Below are 20,845 nucleotides of genomic sequence, written 5' to 3'. Positions count from 1 at the left end.
CATGAGAAGTAATATTTTCATTCCGAAAAGTCAGTCGATCACCGCATCGCTGGCTCTACTGATCCTCAGGCTTATTGCCGGTACAGCTTTTATCATCCATGGATGGCTCAAAATTCAACATCCTGATTCGTGGGTTCCTGCAGGCGCGCCAATTTCCATCCCGGCATTCTTCCAGGTACTTGCAGCCATATCTGAATTCTGCGGCGGTATTGCATGGATACTCGGCCTGTTAACTCCGCTTGCTTCTTTTGGTATTGGTTGTACGATGGGTGTCGCGGTTTATTTTCATGCCGTTGTGTTCGGAGATCCCTTTGTAAATTTAACAGGCGGGCATGCGTTTGAATTGCCGTTAATGTTTCTTGGTCTCGCCGTCTCCCTTTTGTTAACCGGGCCCGGGCAATTTTCTCTTGATGCTAAAATTTTCGTTGAAAGGACCTTTGCAAAAAAAGCTTTTGTATGAGAAAAGTGTTCTTATTGATGAATACATCACTGGATGGTTTTACCAATGGTCCGAATGGAGAAATGGATTGGTTTCCTGTTAATGATGAAGCCTGGCATTTTGTAAACGATCTGCTGAGCAATGTGGATACAGCTTTAATTGGCCGTGTTACCTATGAGGGATTTGTAAAATTTTGGCCAGCCGCAGCAAGTAGCCCTTCCAGTTCGGAACATGAGGTCAGTTTTTCTCACTGGATAGATAAAACACCAAAAATTGTATTTTCAACTACGTTAAAGAAAGCGTTTTGGCCAAACACAGAGATCATCAGCAAAAACGTTCGTGAAGAAATGGATAAACACAAGCGACAACCGGGAAAGGACATGGTTATTTTTGGAGGCGCCGGCTTAGCCCAAACTTTGACGGAGTACGGCTTGATAGATGAATACTGGATCAAAGTGCATCCAGTAGTGCTGGGTGGAGGAAACCCTTTGTTCAGGAATCTTGACAAAAGACTGCCGCTAACGCTAAAAGAAACAAGAGTATTTGATTCGGGCGTTGTTGCATTTCGTTATGTACCTGAAATGCAGCAGTAAAGCAATTTGACAAAATCATCCTGCTATATGCAAAAGATCACCACTTTTTTAATGTTTGAAGGAAAGGCTGAAGAAGCTATGAACTTTTATACTTCATTGTTTAGCAACTCTGGTATTGTCGACATATCCCGCTATGGCGCAGGTGAGCAAGGCAAAGAAGGAACTGTTAAACACGCAACATTTTCTCTTAACGGACAGGAGTTTATGTGCATAGACAGCTTTGTATCACACGGATTTACCTTCACACCATCCATCTCGCTGTATGTAAAGTGCGAGACGGAAGAAGAAATTGACAAAGTTTTTGCGGCGCTATCTGCTAACGGACAGGTATTAATGCCATTAGGACCTTATCCTTTCAGCAAGAAATTCGGATGGCTATCAGATAAATTTGGCGTATCATGGCAATTAACACTTCTATGATAAAGCAGGCTAAAGGCAGAAAAAAATAATCCTTCTGTTGCAATGAAAAGAAAAGTTCCTGCGTCATGCATTAAAGCTTGTTAATGAAAAAGATGCTCACACTTCTGCTTGTAATTAGTTGCATGATAATTTCCTGTTCCAAAAGTGGTGTTGAAAGAAAGGCATCCTCAAAAGAGATTAGCGGCGACTGGTTACGGACCAGCGCTTATACAAATGATTATTGGGGCGGCCCATTCTATTGGCAGACAATAAAAGCCAATATCCAGGTACGGTTTTCTGACGGTAAATACTATCGAAAGAACAATGATGATAATGGATATAATTTCATCGGATCTTATCAAATTTTAAACGACAGCACACTTCAGATACAAGGCACAAATCCCACCGACTCCTCACCTATCACTTATGCAATCAGCTACTTCTTTGATGCGGATGGCTCATTAAATCTCAACAACGGTGCCTTTGAAGGAGTGGTTATTGAGAAATTTAGAAAGGAGGAAATGAACGAAGGAAATTAGAAAAACGTGAATAGTGAATAGTCAATGGTGAATGGTGAATAGTGAAAGGCTTAAACCTGTTCACCATTCATAACATTCTAAATTTTTTAACCGCGTTTTTTTACATGGGGAGGCACAGCGTACAATTGCACCTCATACGCTGTGCAATTGAGTGTCTTCAGTGGACCGGTGTAACTTACCGCCTCCTCATTTACATATTTGCAAATTCGCACATTCGCACATTCTTAATTTCGTCACTTCTCTCTTACATTCAACGCCATGCGTCTGTCCACTTTTCTTGCTTCGTCTGACGCACTGGCATCTACAGTGGCGAAGTGAGATCCATAACCTTCAGCACCTACTACCTGTTGGGCATTTGCTCCCGCTGTTTTTATAGCACTGGCTATGGTTTCGGCGCGACTTTGGGATAATTTTTGATTAGCAATTGAATCGCCTGTTTTATCTGTGTAACCGCCGACCTTTACTTTAACCTTAGGATAGGCCTTCAGTATCTCTGCAATATTTTGAATCTGTTGTTGACTTGAGTCTGTTAGCCCGGTGGTTCCCGTTTTAAAATTCACATTATCAAAATCAAACCATTTGTCTTTGCTCACAGCTTCATTTGAATTCAGGTAAGCAACCAGTTTGTCCTCTATTCCACCGGTGTATGCATTCAGCATTTTCCCGTTTGGCAACCTCACCTTTATACGAGTCAATGTTAGTATTGGCGTTGTAACAGGCGGCGTAACAACGGTAGTTGTATCCACAGTCACGGCCCCGGAAGAAGCTTTATTATTGCCTTTCAAAAAGTACCAAATGAGTGCAGCTGCAATAAGCACAAGCAATAAAGGCATAACCCAGTTGTCTCCTTTCTTAACAGGACCAGCAGCGTAATCAACGGTTTGCTGAGCAGTATCTGCAACAGTTGTCGCACCTCCGCTAATCTTTGAACCGAGCGAGCTAAGGCTGCTGATACCAAGCATTCCCGCAACGTCAAGTCCTGGTGGAAGAGAAGATAGCAATGATAATTTTTGGCTTGCCAGAAAAGAAGTTGCGTCTGTTGCAGAAAGATTGTTGTCAATCGCATGCTTTCCAAAAACACCCAGCACAACAGGAACAACCATGCTCAGGATTGATGACGCAGATGAAGAACGAACGCCGGCAAAGGACGACAGCGCATTACTTATAGAATTAAAATTACCGTCAAATAAACTTTCCATAATACCACTCAGGCCAGGAACCGAGCTTGTATTTCCACTAAACAGGCTGCCCGGGTTTCCAAGCACACCACTACGTGAAACCTGCCTGGCCGTATCCAGCAAACCAGCGCCGCCATCAGAACTATTAGTGGCATTTTGAATCATTGAGGCTATTGATACCGGTACGGCTCCGTTTATCAGTTTTTGTATTCCACCTTCGCTTTCGCCAAGAGTTGATGCGGCTTTCGATATAAGATCACCACTAATTAAACCTTTTACGGACTCGATAAGATTGAATGACATAGAACTGTTTTTTGGTTAAAAAAATAGGTTCCATGTTGGTAGTAGAGCTATTACGAAAAAAAGAAGTTATAAGTTATACCATTTTTTTTGTTTTTTCCTAATAACCGGCTGCTTTTACGGTTCAGGCAGGCTGCATTCGAACAGGATAAACTTGAAATATGCTGGAATAAATGATTTCAATTCTTAGGGCGTTGCCTCATCCTAATGCCTCAACGCCTGCTACGTCGGAAATACTATATAAGACATCATTACCTCACTCAAACGGGCATCCCTGAAAGCTGACGATGCTTACAAACATTCGTCCCATTAAACGCGTTTTAATTTCATCAGGCTCATACGCCTGTGTACTTCGTAATTCGTACTTATGATGCACTTACGTACCTCATACTTCGTACTTGTTCCTTCTACCATCCGCCTTGCAATCCTTCCTCAAGCGCTTGCTTGTATTTTTCATTGTTGAAAGTATACAGGTACGGAGCTTTATGAGCGCCGCCTTTGCGTGTCTCCGTAAGGCGGTTAACGAGACCATATCCCAGCATGCGTCGCTGAAAATTCCGGCGGTCGAGTTTCTTACCTAAAATGGCTTCATACAAACTTTGAAGCTCAGGCATGGTGAACTTTGCAGGCAACAGGTTTAATCCAATGGGCTGATAGTTTATTTCTTTTCTTAATCTTTCCAGTGCAGTTTTAAGGATGCAGCTATGATCCATTATAAGACTCGGGATGCTTGTAAGATCCTGCCATTCGCATATTTCAGATGAATAATCAATCGCAAGTTCAACTTTCGAAAAATCCACCAGCGCATAATACCCTACGGTTATAAAACGTTCGGTAAGCCAATCACCCTGACCGTTTTCAAAACCATCTTTTTCAAGGATGTTCTTATTACGTTTTGAATCAGACCTGTTAGGATCTCCGAAAACATGCAATTGTTGGAGGAAGATATCTTTAATACCTGTTCTTTCACGCAGAATTCTTGCAGCCGCGGCATCAACATCTTCATCTTTATAAACAAAACCACCAGGGAGCGCCCAAAGCTCATCATATCGCATTTTCAATAATAATATCTTCAATTGGCCACTGTGAAATCCGAAAATAACGCAGTCAAGAGATAAACATGGAACAAAGGCATCCCGCCCCTCAATAATAAATTCTTTAAAATTCTCCACAGTCGCAGTGTTGGTTTATTTCAAATAAAAATATGGGTTCAGTGAGTGTAAACAAAAAAAATATTCCGCTAAGAGCTAAGAATGGCGGGCAAAAGAACAAGTCCGATGTAGCCAGATAACAAATTTCGTTATCGCATCTTGCGTGCCTGCCTTCCCAAATATTTGATCTTTTAAAATGTATGGACAGGGCAAAAATAAAAAAGGATGCAGCAATACCCGCAGGTACAACTACATCCACATAGCGTTTATTCAAATGTTGTTATTTCTGATGAAGTTAAGGATGTACTACAGCCCAGCCTTCCTGTTGACGAATGATGATTTCACCGTTGCCACTTGGTACGAACGAAATAAAATCAAACAATTCTTCTTTGCTGATGTTTCGCTCCTTCATGGTATTGAGGCATTGCGCAAGAATTACGCCTTTTGCCTGAAGATCTTTTAGCTGTTGCTCATAAGGCTTGTCTTTTTTAAAGACAGCAACGCCGCCGCCATGCACCACGAGCTCTATTTCCAGCTTGCCTTTTAACCTCGGATCTTCCAAAGCATTATTAATATTTTTTAGTGTTGCCTTAATCACTTTTTCGTCATCATTATTCAATTGATACACAGCTTGATAATGCTTTTTATGCGCGGTAGCGCCTGTGAATGATTCTGCTTTTTGGTCCTGCGCATTTGCCTTAATCATAAATCCCGCTAAAGCAATAAGGAGAAGCAACGATATTTTTTTCATACTGGTTTCAATAACTTAAAAAGATGTTTTACATAATTACGGCAATAAATATAAGGCAAGAAAGTAATGCAGGCGGTTTAAAATGTACGCGCAATCATGGGGTGCACGCTGAAAAACAACCTAAGGAACTGATAAACATGGTTCCGGCAATTCACGTTTTATCTTATTCGCCATCCATTATCTTTGCCGCATGCATTATGTATCAGCAGAAGGACTGACTAAAAGTTTCGGCGTAACGCCCCTGTTCAGAAATATTTCGTTCCACATAAATGAAGGAGACAAAATAGCTTTGATTGCCCGCAATGGTGTGGGAAAAAGTACTTTATTGAAAATACTTTCAGGAAAAGAAACACCTGATGAGGGCAAACTTTGGGTACATAAAGACGTTACCGTTGCCTTGTTTGAACAGGATCCGCATTTTGATGAAAATAAGAATGTGCTGGAGAACATCTTCAGCTCAAGCCATCCTGTGATGAAAGCTATCAGTAATTATGAGGACGCCGTGGAGCAGAATAACGGAGATGCCATTGCTGATGCTATTGCAAAAATGGATGAGCTTGGCGCCTGGGATTTTGAATCGAAAGTGCAGCAAATATTGGGCAAGCTGAACATTCACCATCTTCAAAGCCAGGTAAGCACTTTAAGCGGTGGTCAGCGCAAAAGGGTATCTCTTGCAAAAACATTGATCGATATTGGCTTTGAGCATAAGCATACAATGCTGATGATGGATGAACCCACCAACCATCTTGACGTTGAAATGATCGAATGGCTGGAGCATTATCTTAACCAGGAAAATGTTACGCTATTGCTTGTAACGCACGACCGTTATTTTCTTGATGCAGTGTGCGATGAGATCTGGGAGCTGGAGCGCGAGAACATGTACGTATATAAAGGCGACTACGAAAACTACATGGAAAAGAAAGCCGCACGTATAGAAAGCGAACAGGCCAGTATTGACAAAGCCCGGAATGAATACCGTAAAGAGCTGGAATGGATGCGCAAGCAGCCAAAGGCCAGAACAACAAAATCAAAAAGCCGAATTGATAATTTTTATGACGTAGAAGCCCGTGCCAAACAGCGGATTGAAGATGCGCAGCTACAATTGCAGATGAAGATGAGCAGATTAGGGGGCAAGATCATAGAGATGAAAAAAGTGTATAAAAGCTACGGAGATAAAACTATTCTTAAAGGCTTCGATTATACTTTCAGCAAAGGAGAGCGCATTGGTGTTATTGGAAAAAATGGTGTGGGTAAGAGTACATTCCTGAATATTTTGCAGGGATTAGAGCCCGCTGACAGCGGCAAAATAAACGTTGGTGATACCATCATCTTCGGTAATTTCTCCCAACAGGGTTTAGAGATAAAAGAAGATATGCGGGTAATTGAATATGTGAAATCTTTTGCCGAAAGTTTTCCATTAGCCAGGGGAGGCAGCTTAAGTGCGGCGCAGTTCCTGGAATTGTTTCTATTTGCGCCGGAAAAACAGTACACTTATCTAAGTGCATTAAGTGGCGGTGAAAAGAAACGCTTGCAATTGCTGACTATACTTTTCAGAAATCCCAACTTCTTAATATTGGATGAGCCCACCAATGATCTTGATCTTCCTACGCTGGCGGTGCTCGAAAACTTTTTAAGCGAATACCAGGGATGTGTGCTGATTGTATCACACGACCGTTATTTTATGGACAGACTGGTTGATCACTTATTTGTGTTTGAAGGAGAAGGTGAAGTGCGCGATTTTCCGGGGAACTACACGCAATACCGCTTGTGGCAAAAAGAAGAGGAAAAGAAACAGCAAGCCATCACCGTTAAGGCAGAAGAAACAGTAGCTCCCAAAACGCAAACCAGCGCTCCGGCAAAGAAAAAGCTATCTTACAAAGAAAAGCGTGAATTCGAAGACCTGGAAAAAGAGCTACCCGCGCTGGAAGAAGAGAAAAAAACAATCACCGAGAAAATGGGTGGCAACATCAGCTTTGAGGAAATAACAAAACTCGGCAACAGGATGAGTGAAATTGAAAACCTGTTAGCTGAAAAAGAAATGCGCTGGCTTGAGTTGAGTGAGATGATGGAGTAAGGATGAACCACATTATGAAAATATTCAATTTTACGAATAAAGAATTCATAAGCTGGAAAACCAGGTTGTACTGTGACCCAATCCCGAAGGGATGAAATTATTATAGCAATGAGTAAAACAAATTATTAAAACCCCGAAGGGGTGGCATTTTTGAGGTGTCACCCCTTCGGGGTTTTTGAACGATTCCATATATTTTCTATAATAATTTCATCCCTCCGGGATTGCATTAATCAGTACTGCGAATTGAGAGATCTTATTTAGATTTAATTTTTACTACAACGTCGACAATTCAATATCCTTAAACCTCGCAGTTCCTTCCGTTACAAAAAATCCCCAATTACCTTCCGGAAGATCATAAGCCCGGAAATTCATCGCAACCTGATTGTTCACATATACAACTCCCTTGTTGCCGTCAATAAATATTTCAATAGAAACGGGCGAGCCCTGCTCAAATGTTACCAGCCGCTCCAAATCGGCCATATAAGGCGTTGTTGCGACCCGTCTCGGCCACACATCAAACACAAGTCTGCTTCTATCTGGCTCCAGGCGAATATAATAGCCCTTATCAAAATCATCACTACCGCGAAGTATGCAACCAAAGCTCCTCGGTGCTTTATCAAATACAACGTTGGTACTTATTCTGCAGGTAGCTGGCATTTTACCTGCTGCAACGGCATTAAATATTCCATCAGCTTTAATCTCTATTTCTTTCTTCGCGCCAATTACTTCGCCAGTACCAGATTTAAATTCCTGTTGTACAGGCTTACTAAATGCTTTGCGAACGGTCTCAGGCGCGCGAACCGTCAGTTCGCCATTGGGTTGTTGAATAACCTGGTGCACGACAAGATTTCCGCCCCAGTTCCAATCCCCATTGTCCGCGTTGTCGCTACGCGTCGGATTCCATCCAAAAATGAATCTGTTATTGCCATCCGAAGCAGTTTTAGCTGCATAAAAAGCGTGGCCATCGAAGGTGTCCTGTTTGGGTGTTAGCCATGGCCCTTTCAAAGAACGGCTCATGCGATATCTTGTAGCATACACATCGCAATACTCCGAGAAGAGAAGATACCACCAATCACCTATTTTAAACAGGTCAGGACATTCATGCGTAATAAACTGGTTAGGCATATAAAAAGGTTCTTTCACTTCCCACTTTACCAGGTCCTTAGAAGTGCAAAGCCCTGTAATGCCGCGGCGACGTGGCATTCCTTTATTCAATCTCGCGGCCAGCAACATGTTGTATTCTTTTGTCTCCTCATTAAAAAAAACAAAGGGATCGCGCCAGTCGTTTTTCTCATAGTTATCAGACGGAGCAAAAAATGTTTGTTCAGGAATTTTTGTCCAGTGCTGCAAATCATCACTCACAGCGTGCATTACTCCCTGCGCAGGTTTCCCTGACTCGGCAAGGTGATGATTGTGCCCCGTATAAAATATATGGTATTTGTTATCATGGCCTTTCAACGCGCTTCCCGTAAAAACATACAGATCCTGTTGTTCTTTTGTACCTCGTGGAAGTACCTGTCCGTGCTCTTCAAACGAAACAAAATCCGTTGTTGATAATCTGTACCAGGGCGTTCCTTCTCCGTACTTTTCGCCATTCCTCCAATCGAGCAAATAAAACAACTGAAATTTTCCTTCGGCATACATGGGAATGAAATCTGCGGCCCACGCATCTTCCGGTTTGTAAAAGAAATCGCGCGAAACAGGTTGGGGACTCTTTAATCCGTTTTGTAATTCTGCGCCATTAGAAGGAAAACTATTTGCAAGATTTCCGGCTACAAAAGGAAATAAACCCGATGCGCGTAGAAAATTTCGTCTTTTCATATGAGTGATTGTTACGTATCATTGAACAATTGAACAAACAATTGACAAGTAAAATATCAAAAATTAAAGTAAGAACGGCAAATGGCGCTGCGTTTTATTGTCAACTAAAAGAGGCGGGATAGGTGAAGCAGCCCGGGACAGATAGTCTGGTGATTGCTGAAAGCATTTTTCGATTGCAAAAAAAATCCCACAGGTATTAGCACCTGTGGGAATTTATTGTCTTTGAAGAAGAGACTAAGAATCATTAATCGTCGTCCCTGTCTTCTTTAATAGTATTTACAAATGCAGCACGTACCGGTGTAGGCACGGTAACATGTTCACCCTTAACAGACTTCCAAATCATCGCATTCATGAGTTCGTCGGGAGCGCTGTCTATTTCCGACAGATTCAATCCCCTTGACATAGCTGCCAGTTTGGTGCCCTTCGGGTTAACCTCATTGAGATCAATATTGGAAGGCAGGCTTTTGAAAGGAGTATTGTTTGGTGTTTTGCTGAAACAACGCCACATGGGAGTAGCGGCAGCATCATATTGCGTCATTGGCGGAAGGCCAAGGATCAGTTCCATCGTCCGTAGCATGGATGATGTTGAATACATGGTATGATCTATATAATTACGCTTCACGTAACCACCCGCAAGATATGCTGTAGTACGGTGTGCATCCACATGATCCGGACCGTTCTGCGCATCATCTTCTACGATAAATATCACGCTGTTCTCCCATATTGGGCTTTTGCTGATGTGTTCTACCAGTTTCCCCACAGCAAGGTCATTATCTGCCACATGCGCAAACGGTGTTGGCCTGCCCGGAGCTGTCCCTTCTGTATGATCGGAAAGCATACGCAAGGTAGAGATCCTCGGCAACGCATTCTGAGCCAGCAGGGAATCGAAATCCTTTTCCCAGATCCTGTAGCGCATGGTATCCGGATCTCTTAGATCACGTGTGGGATACTCAGGGGTGTAATGGTCTTTCAACACAGGAAGCCTGGCTGTATTATCGGCGTTCACAAACTCTCCGTAAGTGCGATAAGAAACATTATACCGGTTAGCCTGATCCCAAATATATAATTTGTTTCCGGCTGTGTTGCTTACTGCTCCTTTTCCCCTGCCACCATAGCTGGTAGGCCAGTTCTTTTCGTTGTAGTCCGTTGCATAAGCACCCATGCTCCAGTTATGTCCATCAGCGCTTACTTCTCCGTCAACATAAAAATTATCCAGCAGCACAAACTCATCAGCAAGTGCATGGTGGTTTGGCGTTACTTTTCTTCCGAATAACAGGAGACTGGTATCTCCATTACCATGCGGCATGTCTGACAATACCTGGTCGTAGGTCCGGTTCTCCTGCAGAATATAGAAAACATATTTGACAGGAGAGCTTCCGCCGGTTTTGTTGGGGACAGGGTTACCCGCCTCCCCGTCAGCAGTAACCTCCTGTTCTTTGTGATAAGGAGTATTGTGATAGACTGCCTGCGAGTAAACAGACAGGTCTTTTTCTGTAGGGGCAGGAATGATGCTCAAGGAACCCATCATCCATCCACCACCGATATACTGAACTTTCTGCGGCTTTGTGCTGTCACCTTCGTGAAGAAGAACCGCTTGTTTTTTTGCTACCGGATTAGGACCATGAGGATTGGGTAACGACGAAAAGCCTTTGGCATTGGCAACGTATAGTTTGTGATCTATAACCCGGACAACACTCGGGTACCAGCCCGTGGGCACAAAACCGCGTGACCGGCTTGATCCGGGATTGCTCACATCGAATACGGCGAGACAGTTGTTATCGGCATTGGCGACGTATAATGTTTTGCTGTCGTCAGACAAGGCAACAGAGTTACTTGTTGTTCCGCTCAATTCCGTCGGATATACGGCTGTATTCAATGTTTCAAGCACCTTGTTCTTTTTCAGATCGACCAGGGAGACTGTGTTATCATTGGCATTGGCGACATACAGGTATCGCCCGTTTTTGGAGAGACACAGGTCGTTGGGATTGTCGCCGACCGCAATAGAATCTGTCAGCGCATTCTTTTTTGTATCAAATACAGCTACTTTATCCGCGCCCCAAAGGCTGATGTACAGCTTTGACTGATCAGCGTTCAACAGACAGGTGTAGGCATCTGTACCCAGTGCAATTTTCTGTTGAATAGTTTTCGTTTTCACATCAATGAGATAAAGGCTGTTATCTTCTTTAGTCACGACGTATAAGATTCCTTTCCGATCATTCAGAGCCAGACCTGTAGGAGAAATAGAAACCGCATTTTTTTGCTTGCTCCATGCATCCCCTAACCTGATAGTATCGCTGGCGACAAGTTTGTCACTGATAATTGAATAACGAATGATCCAGTTATTGTCGCCTCCTGAAGCATAAAGGCTTTTCTCGTCATCGCTGAAGGCCAGACCACCCCAGGCCTTGCTGATCATCACGTTGTCCAGTTCTTTGTCATTCTTTGCATCCAACAGTTGAATGCTTTGCGTACTCTGTCCATTGTTGGTAACGGCGGCATACCGGTGATTTTTACTCACGGCGATATTTAAGGGAAGATCTCCCAGTGGTAGGCTTTTGCCCACTGGAGTGAGCGACCATCCATTGGGTAATTTCACCCTGTTGCGTTCAACCGAATTAATATCTTGTGCCCATCCAGGTCTTGCACCCAGCAGCAGGGCAGCAATACAAAGCATCTTTTTCAGTGACATAATTTACTATATATTATTAGAGATAAAACCCGAAATTATCCGAGATGTCACTATTGCCAAACGCTTACAGGTTATCTTTTCTTGAATTTTTTAATGTTAATTTAAGGAGCTGGCAAACCGGGGCTGTGAACCAACGCCCGGCAGCATTTTGCAGTTCATCATAATCATTTTCAGTAGCCCACGCAACTACTCCATCAGGGCGTATCAATAGGGCGCTCAACCCTAATTGTTCTTTCGGATAGCCTGAAACATACTTCATCTGGCCGCCATATTTATTTGCCACGGATCTCAGTGATGTATTCCAATTAAAATCAAGCAATATCCCCTTACCATTATGCATTAACTCACCAATGGTTGTACCGTCTTCCAGCTCAAAGTTGGGCACGCTGTGTCCTACAAGAGAGTGATCACTACCGAGATCGTAGTGAGTATAAATTCCCCAGACCCGTCCGGCAAAATAAGTAGCACCGTCCCGCGTATTCATCAGATCGCAGACGATCGCATTCAGTGCACGGGCATGTGGGTTTGGCCGCATGATCGCAACCTGGGCGCGCGACCATTCCAGCACTTTTGCTCCAACCGGATGCCGTTCAGTCTGATAACTGTCCAGCAAACCTTCAGGCGCTTTCCCTTGTATGGTTGCGGCGAGCTTCCAGCCAAGATTCATAGCATCGCCCAAACCAAGATTAAGTCCCTGACCTCCCAGCGGTGAATGAATGTGCGCCGCATCGCCAGCCAGCAATACGCGCCTTTTGCGGTAAGTTGTTGCCTGTCTTGCGCGGTCCGTCCACGTGGTCGCGATATGCAGAGAGCTGATTGTAACGTCGGTATTCGAAATATACCGCAGCACTTTCTGAATGTGTTCGAGAGTTACCGGCTTTTCTGAATTATGAAAAGCCCCACCATCAAAATCCTGGATCATGATATAACCAGGTTGAGATTGTAAATACATGCCTGTTGGTGTCATGTTCCGGCCCGGACTAAGCTTTTCCGGATCTGCGATATCCACTTTAGCCGTGTACCCGGTAAATTCCGGCTCTGTGCCCGCGAACTCAAACCCGCCAATCTTGCGAACAATACTGCGGCTTCCATCACAACCCACCAGCCATTTACTTTTGAAAGGTTGATTATTTGACTGAACAACCACTTCGTCTTCGGTTTGATCAAAGTCCGTAACAGCAAACCCGCGTTTGATTACCACACCCAGAGATTTTGCCCGACGGGTGAGTAAAGTTTCAAGCTCTTCTATTTCAGAGATCAAACCGGTGTCTGTTGAGCTGGACAGCCGGTATTTCCATTGTGAAGTATCTATATCACTGTCGTAAAATGGAATGCCGGCGAAATGTCCCACCTGGCGACGCGGACCTTGTTTAGCATTCTGATGAGGATTTTTGAGATATTTATGTATTTCAAGTTCGTTTAATAACCCACGGCGGTAAAGGGCTTCAATAGAGGGCGCAGATAATCCCCGCATTCCGAATGGAAGTTTTTTCAGAGGAGAGTCCGGGCTTTCAGCCTTTTCAAGTATCAGGACAGAACAGTTGGCCAACGCCAGTTCACAGGCCAGGAATAGCCCTACAGGTCCTGCGCCGGAAATGATGACATCGTAAATAGAATGATTTTCTAAGGATTTCTTGCTTTCACGTATTTCGTTCATATATAATGATTGAAACGCAAAATTCGGCGAGGCTGCTTCCTTAGGATTGTACAAACGCGACAAAATCATTGCTGACGGCAGCTTGTCTTTTCTTTGCTTTTCGCGCGAATGCGCCGGGTGTTGTACCACTATAACGTTTGAATTCCCTGCTTAGATGTGATTGATCTGCATAATTTAACTCCAGCGCCAGGCCGGCAAGATTGGTATCCGGATAATTCCACAATTGATTTCGCACCTGCTCAAAGCGCATCAGTGCGGAAACGTCCTTAACAGTGTGACCAGAAGATTGCTTGAAATTCCTTTCTAATGTACGAACCGTCGCATGAGCCGCCATTGCAACCTGACTGACCTGCATAGTGCCATTTGCTTTTCTCATGGCCGCTCCTGCTTTAAAAAGCATACTATCAACAGCAACATGTAACCGCGCATTAATGAAGTATTGTTTTACCTCGTTCACCGCCTCATCTATCTTATCTGCCCTGATCAATTTATCCAACTTTGGATGAAGTTGGGCGATAGGATGCTCGAATACATGCACCGCCTTTTTTCCTGCCGGTAATCCGAGCAAATCGAATACTGTCCACGGAAAGCACCTGATAGCAATGATCTCTAACCGGTTTTCCGTATAAAAATGAACGGGCTGATTGAGCAGCCCCATCATAAATGGAGATGGCAATGATTGCAAGCCTTCATGATCAGAAATATAAAGACTCCCGAAGTAAAAAATAATTTCCGCATAGCCGTCAGGTGTTACCTCAAAACCAGACGGTTCTTTTCCGTAGTCTCTTCGCTCGTACCAAAAGCATTTTATGGCATCCTGTAGCTCTTCTGGAGGTTGGAATTCTTGATGCATATAGAAAGATAGGAAATTTGAGGAATTCGGGGGGTGAGTTGAATTATCGCTTTAACTGGCCGGTTGTCTTTTGGCGAGTAATAAAAAACCGGAAAAGCAACAAGAATTTGTGCCTTTCCGGTGAGGTAGTCCCGACAAGAATCGAACTTGTATCTAAAGTTTAGGAAACTTCTATTCTATCCATTGAACTACGGGACCAAATTTGGATTGCAAATATCTCGTTCCTGGCGCAGTTTTCCAATATTTCGGTTGATAAAATTAGTTTTTACTTTGAATTGACAGAATTTGACATCAAAATTTTATTCAGAGATCTCCGGCCAGCAGCAGTCTTCCAATATTTCTCTTTGATTATTGCTTCGTCCCTGGAATCAAAACACTCGTAGTGTACTATTTTAAAAGGGGCATAATACTTATTTGATTTGGTATGAAACGAATTGTGCTGGCTTAATCTTACTTCAAGATTTTCACAGTGACCTTTGTAAAAATAGTCCGGATACCTAATGCTTTGAAGAACATACGCGAAGAACATATGAATATTGGTTTAGGTGGTTTAGGAAACTTCTATTCTATCCCCGCCTGAATGACGTCAGTCGGGCAGGCATTGAACTACGGGACCAAATTTGGATTGCAAATATCTCGTTCCTGGCGCAGTTTTCCAATATTTCGGTTGATAAAATTAGTTTTTACTTTGAATTGACAGAATTTGACATCAAAATTTTATTCAGAGATCTCCGGCCAGCAGCCGTCTTCCAATATTTCTCTTTGATTATTGCTTCGTCCCTGGAATCAAAACACTCGTACTGTACTATTTTAAAAGGGGCATAATACTTATTTGATTTGGTATGAAACGAATTGTGCTGGCTTAATCTTAATGCAAGATTTTCACAGTGACCTTTGTAAAAATAGTCCGGATACCTAATGCTTTGAAGAACATACGCGAAGAACATATGAATATTGGTTTAGGTGGTTTAGGAAACTTTTATTCCCTGGCCGAATGCTATGGCGGGCGGCTATCCCCGCCTGAATGACGTCAGTCGGGCAGGCATTGAACTACGGGACCAAGTTGATCTTCAAAATCAACCGGCCGCAAAAATAATAGATTCTCCATAATATTTCGCGTGAATCTTCACTTATTCTGTACATTCATCACCTAACCGCAATAAAACATCAAATGAAAAATTTCTTACGTTTTTGCCTGCCTGTTGCGCTGCTATTTTCTGTTGTTCTTGTGAAAGCGCAAAGCGGCAAAAAGCCTTCGGTATTAATGAATCATGTGGCAGTTTATGTAGTCGATCTGGAGAAAAGTACACATTTTTATCGCGATCTGGTCGGTCTTGATACCATGCCAGAGCCTTTTCATGATGGCAAGCATGCCTGGTTTAGAGTGGGCGAAAATTGCCACCTCCATGTAATTTCCGGTGCGAAAGAAGCTACAACACATGATAAAAATGCCCATATCTGCTTTAGCGTTGCATCTGTAGATGACTTTCTGAAAAAGCTCCAAAAGGAAAACATTGAATTTGAAAGCTGGCCCGGCGAAAAAGGCAAATATGCTGTTAGAGTGGACGGTGTTAAACAGCTTTATTTAAAGGATCCTGACGGTTATTGGATTGAAATTAACGATGCCAAATATTAAAAATCAGATGTGCAATAACCCTATCTTTGCCGCTCTTAAAATGTGTGTATGCAGTTTTATAATTTACTAATTAAGTATCGTTTTTGGTTGAGTCTTGCCTTGCTGGTTGCAGCTATTGCACTGAATGTTACTGGCTCCGCGGGATTCTGGCCAACGTTTCCTTTATATTTTATAGCAGTTATTGGCTTATTCAGTCATTTTTTCATCGGTCCGTTGCGCCTGATCCAGGGCCCAATGGAAGCTGGCAATATTGAGGAAGTGGAAAGAATTCTTGCTACTATCTGGTTCCCCAACCTGTTGTACAAGCCCATTCGTTCTACGTACTTTACAATCAAGGGCAACCTTGCGATGATGAAGCAGGATTTTGATTCTGCTGAAAAACACCTGAAGAAAAGCTCTGACCTGGGTGCTCCAATGCCTGAAGCTGAAGGTGCCAACAAACTTCAATTGGGAATGATGGCGCTGCAAAAAGGTGACATGAAGAACGGCGAAAGCTATATCCGTGCAGCTATACGCGCAGGTATTCCTGATAAAGAAAGTGAAGCAGTTGCTTTTTTGAGTATGTGCCAGATCTTCATGAATAAAAGAGAATTCAGAGCTGCCAAAGACTTCTTCAGAAAGGCAAAAGCCTGCAACCCAAAATCTAAAGAGGTTGTAGCACAGATAAAAGAAATTGAAAAATATATTTCGCGGATACCAGGATAAGCCAGGTACGAAGTTAGAAGTACGAAGTACTCATGTTTGATCGGTCTACTAGTTAAAAAGATCCAGTTGTTTTTGGCAGCTGGATCTTTTTGGCTTTTAGCAGTCAGCTATTAGCTATCAGACTTCATCAGTCAGCTTTCATCGGTCACAATTTAATATCCGCGTCCCCGGAAGCGATGCAATATGAGACTATTCCACTTTTTGAAACTCAAGGTGAATGACCGAAAAACCAACAAATGCCTTAAGCGATCATCACTCCACCTTTCACTATTCACCTTTCACTATTCACCATTTATCATTCACCAATCACTCCCCCGAAAATCAGCCATCAGCAAATCCGCCATCAGCGATCATTGCCACACCTTTCACTATTCACCATTGACTATTCACGCCTCCCAATCATCGCTCCCTTCCCTCTATTAACTATTTACGTACTTTTACACCCACTTATGGCATATTTTAATTGGAATGATAGTGTTAACCTGTTGAGCAAACTTACGCCCAGGCGTATGTGGAATGCCACAAAAGTTTATACAAGCTACCAGCTTACCAAACTTACCAAAAAGCCGGTGCAGTGGGGATACCCGGTTTCTGTGTCTTTTGAACCAACCACTTCCTGTAACCTTCGTTGCCCGGAATGTCCGAGTGGCTTGAGGGAATTTACCCGCCCAACCGGTATGCTGAAAAAAGACTTCTTCAGGGAGACTATTGACGATATTTACAAAGAGCTTTTATACCTTATATTTTATTTTCAGGGGGAACCTTACCTGAACCAGGATTTCCTCGAAATGGTGAAATATGCCCACGATAAGGGAATTTATACCGCAACTTCCACAAACGCTCATTATCTTAATGATGAGAAAGCAAAAAAAACTGTAGAAAGCGGACTTGACCGGTTAATTATTTCAATTGATGGCACCACCCAGGATGTTTATCAGCAATACCGCCGCGGCGGAAAGCTGGATAAAGTGCTCGAAGGCGCCAGGAATATTGTCAAATGGAAAAAAGAACTCAATAGCAAAACCCCTTTTGTGTTCTTCCAGTTCCTGGTTGTTAAACCTAACGAACACCAGATTGACGAAATAAAACGCCTTGCAAAAGAGATTGGCGTAGACCAGGTACGCTTTAAAACCGCCCAGGTTTATGACTATGAAAACGATCCTAACAATTTAATTCCAACAATTAACAAGTACAGTCGTTATAAAAAGGACAACAATGGTGTTATGCACATAAAAAGTGGCTTAAATAACCATTGTTGGAAACTATGGCATGCCAATGTAATTACCTGGGATGGCCTTGTAGTTCCATGCTGTTTTGACAAAGACGCCGTGCACCGCCTTGGCAACCTGAGGATGCAGTCTTTTAAAGAAGTGTGGAATAATGATAACTATAAGCAGTTTCGTAAGGAATTGATTACGAGCAGAAAAAATATAGACATTTGTGCGAACTGCAGCGAAGGATTAACAGTTTGGGAAGATTAAATTTTGAGGCCGCTCGTGCTTTGGTCTCCGTTTTTGGTATAAGGTTTGCCATTGATTATTTAACATTAATAATCTTTTATAAGACTTAAAACTTTGTTAACCATGAGTAGTGCCTTAGCTGTTCAACAGACTAATTTCCGGAATGATTACCAGAAAGTGATGGTGAATATTATGTACACGAGCAACTGGTTTCAGGAAAAATTAAAAAAAATATTAGAGCAGGAAGATATAACTCCGCAGCAGTTTAACCTGTTGCGCATTTTGGAAGCCAGCGGCAAGCCATTAAGCACGCTTCAGATAAGAGAGCGGATGCTGGACAAAATGAGTGATACCAGCCGCATTGTGGACAGGCTTATTTTAAAAAAGCTGGTTGATAAAAAAACTTCAACAACTGATAAACGCCTGGTTGACGTCACAATTAACGACGCCGGTAAAGAGTTGCTGGAAAGATTGAACCAGAAAAATGAACAAATAGATAATCTGGCTTCAGGTATATCAGAAGATGAAGCTTCACAGCTTGTTAACTTACTGGAGAAAATAAGGAGCAAATAGCCGCGTTTACAATTATCTTCGCGGCATGAAAAGCACAAATATTCTTTTTTATTATATATTAGTTCTTGTTCTTGCATTAGGCATATCCACTTCACATGCCTATGCACAACCAAAATATGAATTCCGGGCTGTTTGGATAGCCACGCTTGAAAACATAGACTGGCCCAGCAAAAGAAATCTGTCTGTAGACGAACAAAAAGCTGAATTTATACGGATCCTGGATATGCATCACCGTAATGGAATGAATGCCGTATTTGTTCAGATCAGACCCGCTGCAGATGCTTTTTACCCCTCTCAGTTTGAACCCTGGAGCGAATACCTGAACGGGAAACAAGGGCTGGCACCTGTTCCTTATTATGACCCGTTACAGTTTATGGTTGAAGAAACTCATAAACGGGCAATGGAATTTCATGCGTGGCTAAATCCTTACAGGGCTGTTTTCAATATTTACAAATCTTCAATTGCTCCTACACACGTTACGCGCACACATCCCGAATGGTTTTTTACCTACGGTGATAAAAAATATTTTAACCCCGGAGAGCCTGCCGTAGTTAACTATATCACAAATCTTGTGAAGGACCTCGTGCAACGGTACGATATTGATGGCGTTCACATGGATGACTATTTCTACCCTTATAAAATAGGCAGCAGGGATTTTCCCGATGAAAGTACTTTCAGGAAATACGGCAGGGGCATGAGTAAGCCGGAATGGCGCAGGGCCAACTGTGACAGCGTTGTAAAATCAATTCACGATATCGTTTTCCAAACCAAGCCATGGGTAAAATTCGGGATTAGTCCATTCGGCGTTTGGAGAAACAGCAATATTGATCCTGCAGGAAGTGATACGAGAGCAGGTCTTACCAACTACGATGATCTTTATGCCGACATTCTGCTTTGGCTACGTAAAGGATGGATTGATTATGTTGCGCCGCAACTGTATTGGGAGATAGGTCATCACTTGTGTGACTATGAAACACTGCTCGACTGGTGGACCAAACATACTTACGGAAGGCACCTTTATGTTGGACATGGTGTTTACCGCGTTTTTGAAAATCCCACCAAACCATGGAGAAACCCAAACGAGTTACCTAACCAGATTAAATTATTGCGTGACTATCCCGAGATACAAGGCAGTGCATTCTTCAGCAGTAAGAATTTTGAACGCAATCCTAATGGCTGGAGCGACAGCCTTCGGTTCAACTATTATAAGTACCCGGCCATCATTCCACCGATGCCCTGGATTGACAGCACGCCGCCAGCTAAACCAACCATTGTAAATGCACGAAACGGCGAAGGTAATTTCAAAGGAACTGTATTAAAGATAGATGCCAAACAGGCTGATGGCGAAGAAGACCTCCGCGCCTATGTTGTTTACATAGCGAATGATATCCCTACACTCGGACAACACCCGCGATACATTTTTTCTGCCTTTAATAAACCTTCTTTATCTGTAGACATTTTCGACACTGATATCCCTAAAGAATGGAACAATTGTTACGTCGCAATTAGCTGCCTCAGCACAGAAAACGTTGAGAGCCCGCTGAGCAACGTTGCGCAATATGTGAAGACGAATAAGGGGTGGATGGTGAAGAAGTAGACATGTAAGATAGTAAGATAGTAAGATAGTAAGATGGGCTGTTCAGTTTTTGAATGGCCCTTTTTTATTGAGCATTAATAAAAGAATTTTTAAGAGCTCAAATTGTGCCCATCATTTTTCAATTGTCAATTTTCAATTATTCATTGAAGGAAGATGGGCTGTTCAGTTTTTGAATGGCGCTTTTTTATTGAGCATTAATAAAAGAATGTTCAAGAGCCCAAATTCTGCCCATCATTTTCAATTGTCAATTGTCAATTTTCAATTATCCATTGAAGGAAGATGGAAGTTCAGTTTTTGAATGGCCCTTTTTTATTTGGCATTGAAGAGACGATTTCAATATTATAGCCTCCGTCATTTATCTCAATTTTCAACTATGCCCTGCTCCTATTGATGAAGAGACAACAGGGCCACAATGTATACTACGAAATAT

At 42.7% G+C, this 20,845-nt stretch carries 20 protein-coding genes and 1 tRNA gene; 11 read left to right on the top strand and 10 right to left on the bottom strand.

Annotation, left to right across the window (positions count from 1 at the left end; all coding sequences use genetic code 11):
- Position 1 precedes the first annotated feature (1 nt).
- From QTN47_RS22255 to QTN47_RS22240, 4 genes are all read left to right on the top strand, one after another.
- Complete coding sequence (locus tag QTN47_RS22255; protein WP_369331640.1) at positions 2 to 460, top strand: DoxX family protein; 459 nt, start codon at positions 2 to 4, stop codon at positions 458 to 460.
- Entirely contained in the window at positions 457 to 1,032 is a 576-nt protein-coding gene (locus QTN47_RS22250) for a dihydrofolate reductase family protein (protein WP_369331639.1), read from the top strand. The genes QTN47_RS22255 and QTN47_RS22250 overlap by 4 nt, the downstream gene beginning before the upstream one ends.
- 27 nt (positions 1,033 to 1,059) lie before the next feature.
- A complete protein-coding gene (locus tag QTN47_RS22245; RefSeq protein ID WP_369331638.1) occupies positions 1,060 to 1,452 on the top strand; it encodes a VOC family protein in 393 nt (130 codons plus the stop codon).
- A gap of 83 nt (positions 1,453 to 1,535) precedes the next feature.
- Positions 1,536 to 1,970 (top strand): hypothetical protein, encoded by a 435-nt coding sequence (locus tag QTN47_RS22240; RefSeq protein WP_369331637.1) that lies wholly within the window; start codon positions 1,536 to 1,538, stop codon positions 1,968 to 1,970.
- A 233-nt stretch (positions 1,971 to 2,203) separates the two neighbouring features.
- On the opposite strand, the gene QTN47_RS22235 is transcribed toward QTN47_RS22240, so the two are convergent.
- From QTN47_RS22235 to QTN47_RS22225, 3 genes are all read right to left on the bottom strand, one after another.
- Positions 2,204 to 3,451 carry an OmpA family protein gene (locus QTN47_RS22235; RefSeq protein WP_369331636.1) on the bottom strand — a complete coding sequence of 416 codons (1,248 nt, stop codon included), beginning with the start codon at positions 3,449 to 3,451 and terminating at the stop codon, positions 2,204 to 2,206.
- Between the two features lie 404 nt (positions 3,452 to 3,855).
- Positions 3,856 to 4,620 (bottom strand): NUDIX hydrolase, encoded by a 765-nt coding sequence (locus QTN47_RS22230; RefSeq protein ID WP_369331635.1) that lies wholly within the window; start codon positions 4,618 to 4,620, stop codon positions 3,856 to 3,858.
- 274 nt (positions 4,621 to 4,894) lie between these two features.
- Entirely contained in the window at positions 4,895 to 5,350 is a 456-nt protein-coding gene (locus tag QTN47_RS22225; protein ID WP_369331634.1) for a DsrE family protein, read from the bottom strand.
- 190 nt (positions 5,351 to 5,540) lie between these two features.
- On the opposite strand from QTN47_RS22225, the gene QTN47_RS22220 reads away from it, so the two are divergent.
- Complete coding sequence (locus QTN47_RS22220) at positions 5,541 to 7,424, top strand: ABC-F family ATP-binding cassette domain-containing protein (protein WP_369331633.1); 1,884 nt, start codon at positions 5,541 to 5,543, stop codon at positions 7,422 to 7,424.
- Positions 7,425 to 7,697: 273 nt separating this feature from the next.
- Here QTN47_RS22220 and QTN47_RS22215 read toward each other — a convergent pair whose 3' ends face one another.
- From QTN47_RS22215 to QTN47_RS22185, 7 genes are all read right to left on the bottom strand, one after another.
- A complete protein-coding gene (locus tag QTN47_RS22215) occupies positions 7,698 to 9,245 on the bottom strand; it encodes a family 43 glycosylhydrolase (RefSeq protein ID WP_369331632.1) in 1,548 nt (515 codons plus the stop codon).
- Positions 9,246 to 9,489: 244 nt separating this feature from the next.
- Positions 9,490 to 11,934: a bifunctional YncE family protein/alkaline phosphatase family protein gene (locus QTN47_RS22210; RefSeq protein WP_369331631.1), complete on the bottom strand. Its 2,445-nt coding sequence runs from the start codon at positions 11,932 to 11,934 to the stop codon at positions 9,490 to 9,492.
- Between the two features lie 64 nt (positions 11,935 to 11,998).
- A complete protein-coding gene (locus tag QTN47_RS22205; RefSeq protein WP_369331630.1) occupies positions 11,999 to 13,591 on the bottom strand; it encodes an FAD-dependent monooxygenase in 1,593 nt (530 codons plus the stop codon).
- A 40-nt stretch (positions 13,592 to 13,631) separates the two neighbouring features.
- Positions 13,632 to 14,444 carry a helix-turn-helix domain-containing protein gene (locus tag QTN47_RS22200; RefSeq protein WP_369331629.1) on the bottom strand — a complete coding sequence of 271 codons (813 nt, stop codon included), beginning with the start codon at positions 14,442 to 14,444 and terminating at the stop codon, positions 13,632 to 13,634.
- Between the two features lie 126 nt (positions 14,445 to 14,570).
- Positions 14,571 to 14,642, bottom strand: a tRNA-Arg gene (locus tag QTN47_RS22195).
- A 67-nt stretch (positions 14,643 to 14,709) separates the two neighbouring features.
- On the bottom strand, positions 14,710 to 14,973 hold the full coding sequence (locus QTN47_RS22190; RefSeq protein ID WP_369331628.1) for a GIY-YIG nuclease family protein: 264 nt from the start codon (positions 14,971 to 14,973) through the stop codon (positions 14,710 to 14,712).
- A 154-nt stretch (positions 14,974 to 15,127) separates the two neighbouring features.
- Positions 15,128 to 15,391 (bottom strand): GIY-YIG nuclease family protein, encoded by a 264-nt coding sequence (locus tag QTN47_RS22185; protein ID WP_369331627.1) that lies wholly within the window; start codon positions 15,389 to 15,391, stop codon positions 15,128 to 15,130.
- Between the two features lie 224 nt (positions 15,392 to 15,615).
- Here QTN47_RS22185 and QTN47_RS22180 point away from each other — a divergent pair, with 224 nt between their 5' ends.
- From QTN47_RS22180 to QTN47_RS22155, 6 genes are all read left to right on the top strand, one after another.
- Positions 15,616 to 16,080: a VOC family protein gene (locus QTN47_RS22180; RefSeq protein WP_369331626.1), complete on the top strand. Its 465-nt coding sequence runs from the start codon at positions 15,616 to 15,618 to the stop codon at positions 16,078 to 16,080.
- 48 nt (positions 16,081 to 16,128) lie between these two features.
- Entirely contained in the window at positions 16,129 to 16,785 is a 657-nt protein-coding gene (locus QTN47_RS22175; RefSeq protein ID WP_369331625.1) for a tetratricopeptide repeat protein, read from the top strand.
- A 217-nt stretch (positions 16,786 to 17,002) separates the two neighbouring features.
- Positions 17,003 to 17,167, top strand: coding sequence for a hypothetical protein (locus QTN47_RS22170; protein ID WP_369331624.1), 165 nt, complete (start codon positions 17,003 to 17,005; stop codon positions 17,165 to 17,167).
- A 67-nt stretch (positions 17,168 to 17,234) separates the two neighbouring features.
- Positions 17,235 to 18,266 carry a radical SAM/SPASM domain-containing protein gene (locus QTN47_RS22165; RefSeq protein WP_369331623.1) on the top strand — a complete coding sequence of 344 codons (1,032 nt, stop codon included), beginning with the start codon at positions 17,235 to 17,237 and terminating at the stop codon, positions 18,264 to 18,266.
- A gap of 102 nt (positions 18,267 to 18,368) precedes the next feature.
- Positions 18,369 to 18,818, top strand: coding sequence for a MarR family winged helix-turn-helix transcriptional regulator (locus QTN47_RS22160; RefSeq protein WP_369331622.1), 450 nt, complete (start codon positions 18,369 to 18,371; stop codon positions 18,816 to 18,818).
- 25 nt (positions 18,819 to 18,843) lie between these two features.
- Positions 18,844 to 20,415 carry a glycoside hydrolase family 10-like protein gene (locus tag QTN47_RS22155; protein ID WP_369331621.1) on the top strand — a complete coding sequence of 524 codons (1,572 nt, stop codon included), beginning with the start codon at positions 18,844 to 18,846 and terminating at the stop codon, positions 20,413 to 20,415.
- Positions 20,416 to 20,845 lie beyond the last annotated feature (430 nt).

Source organism: Danxiaibacter flavus, assembly GCF_041060425.1.
Lineage (GTDB): Bacteria > Bacteroidota > Bacteroidia > Chitinophagales > Chitinophagaceae > Danxiaibacter > Danxiaibacter flavus.
Note: the sequence above shows the minus strand (reverse complement) of the source record. Positions and strands in the feature narration are given on the sequence as shown.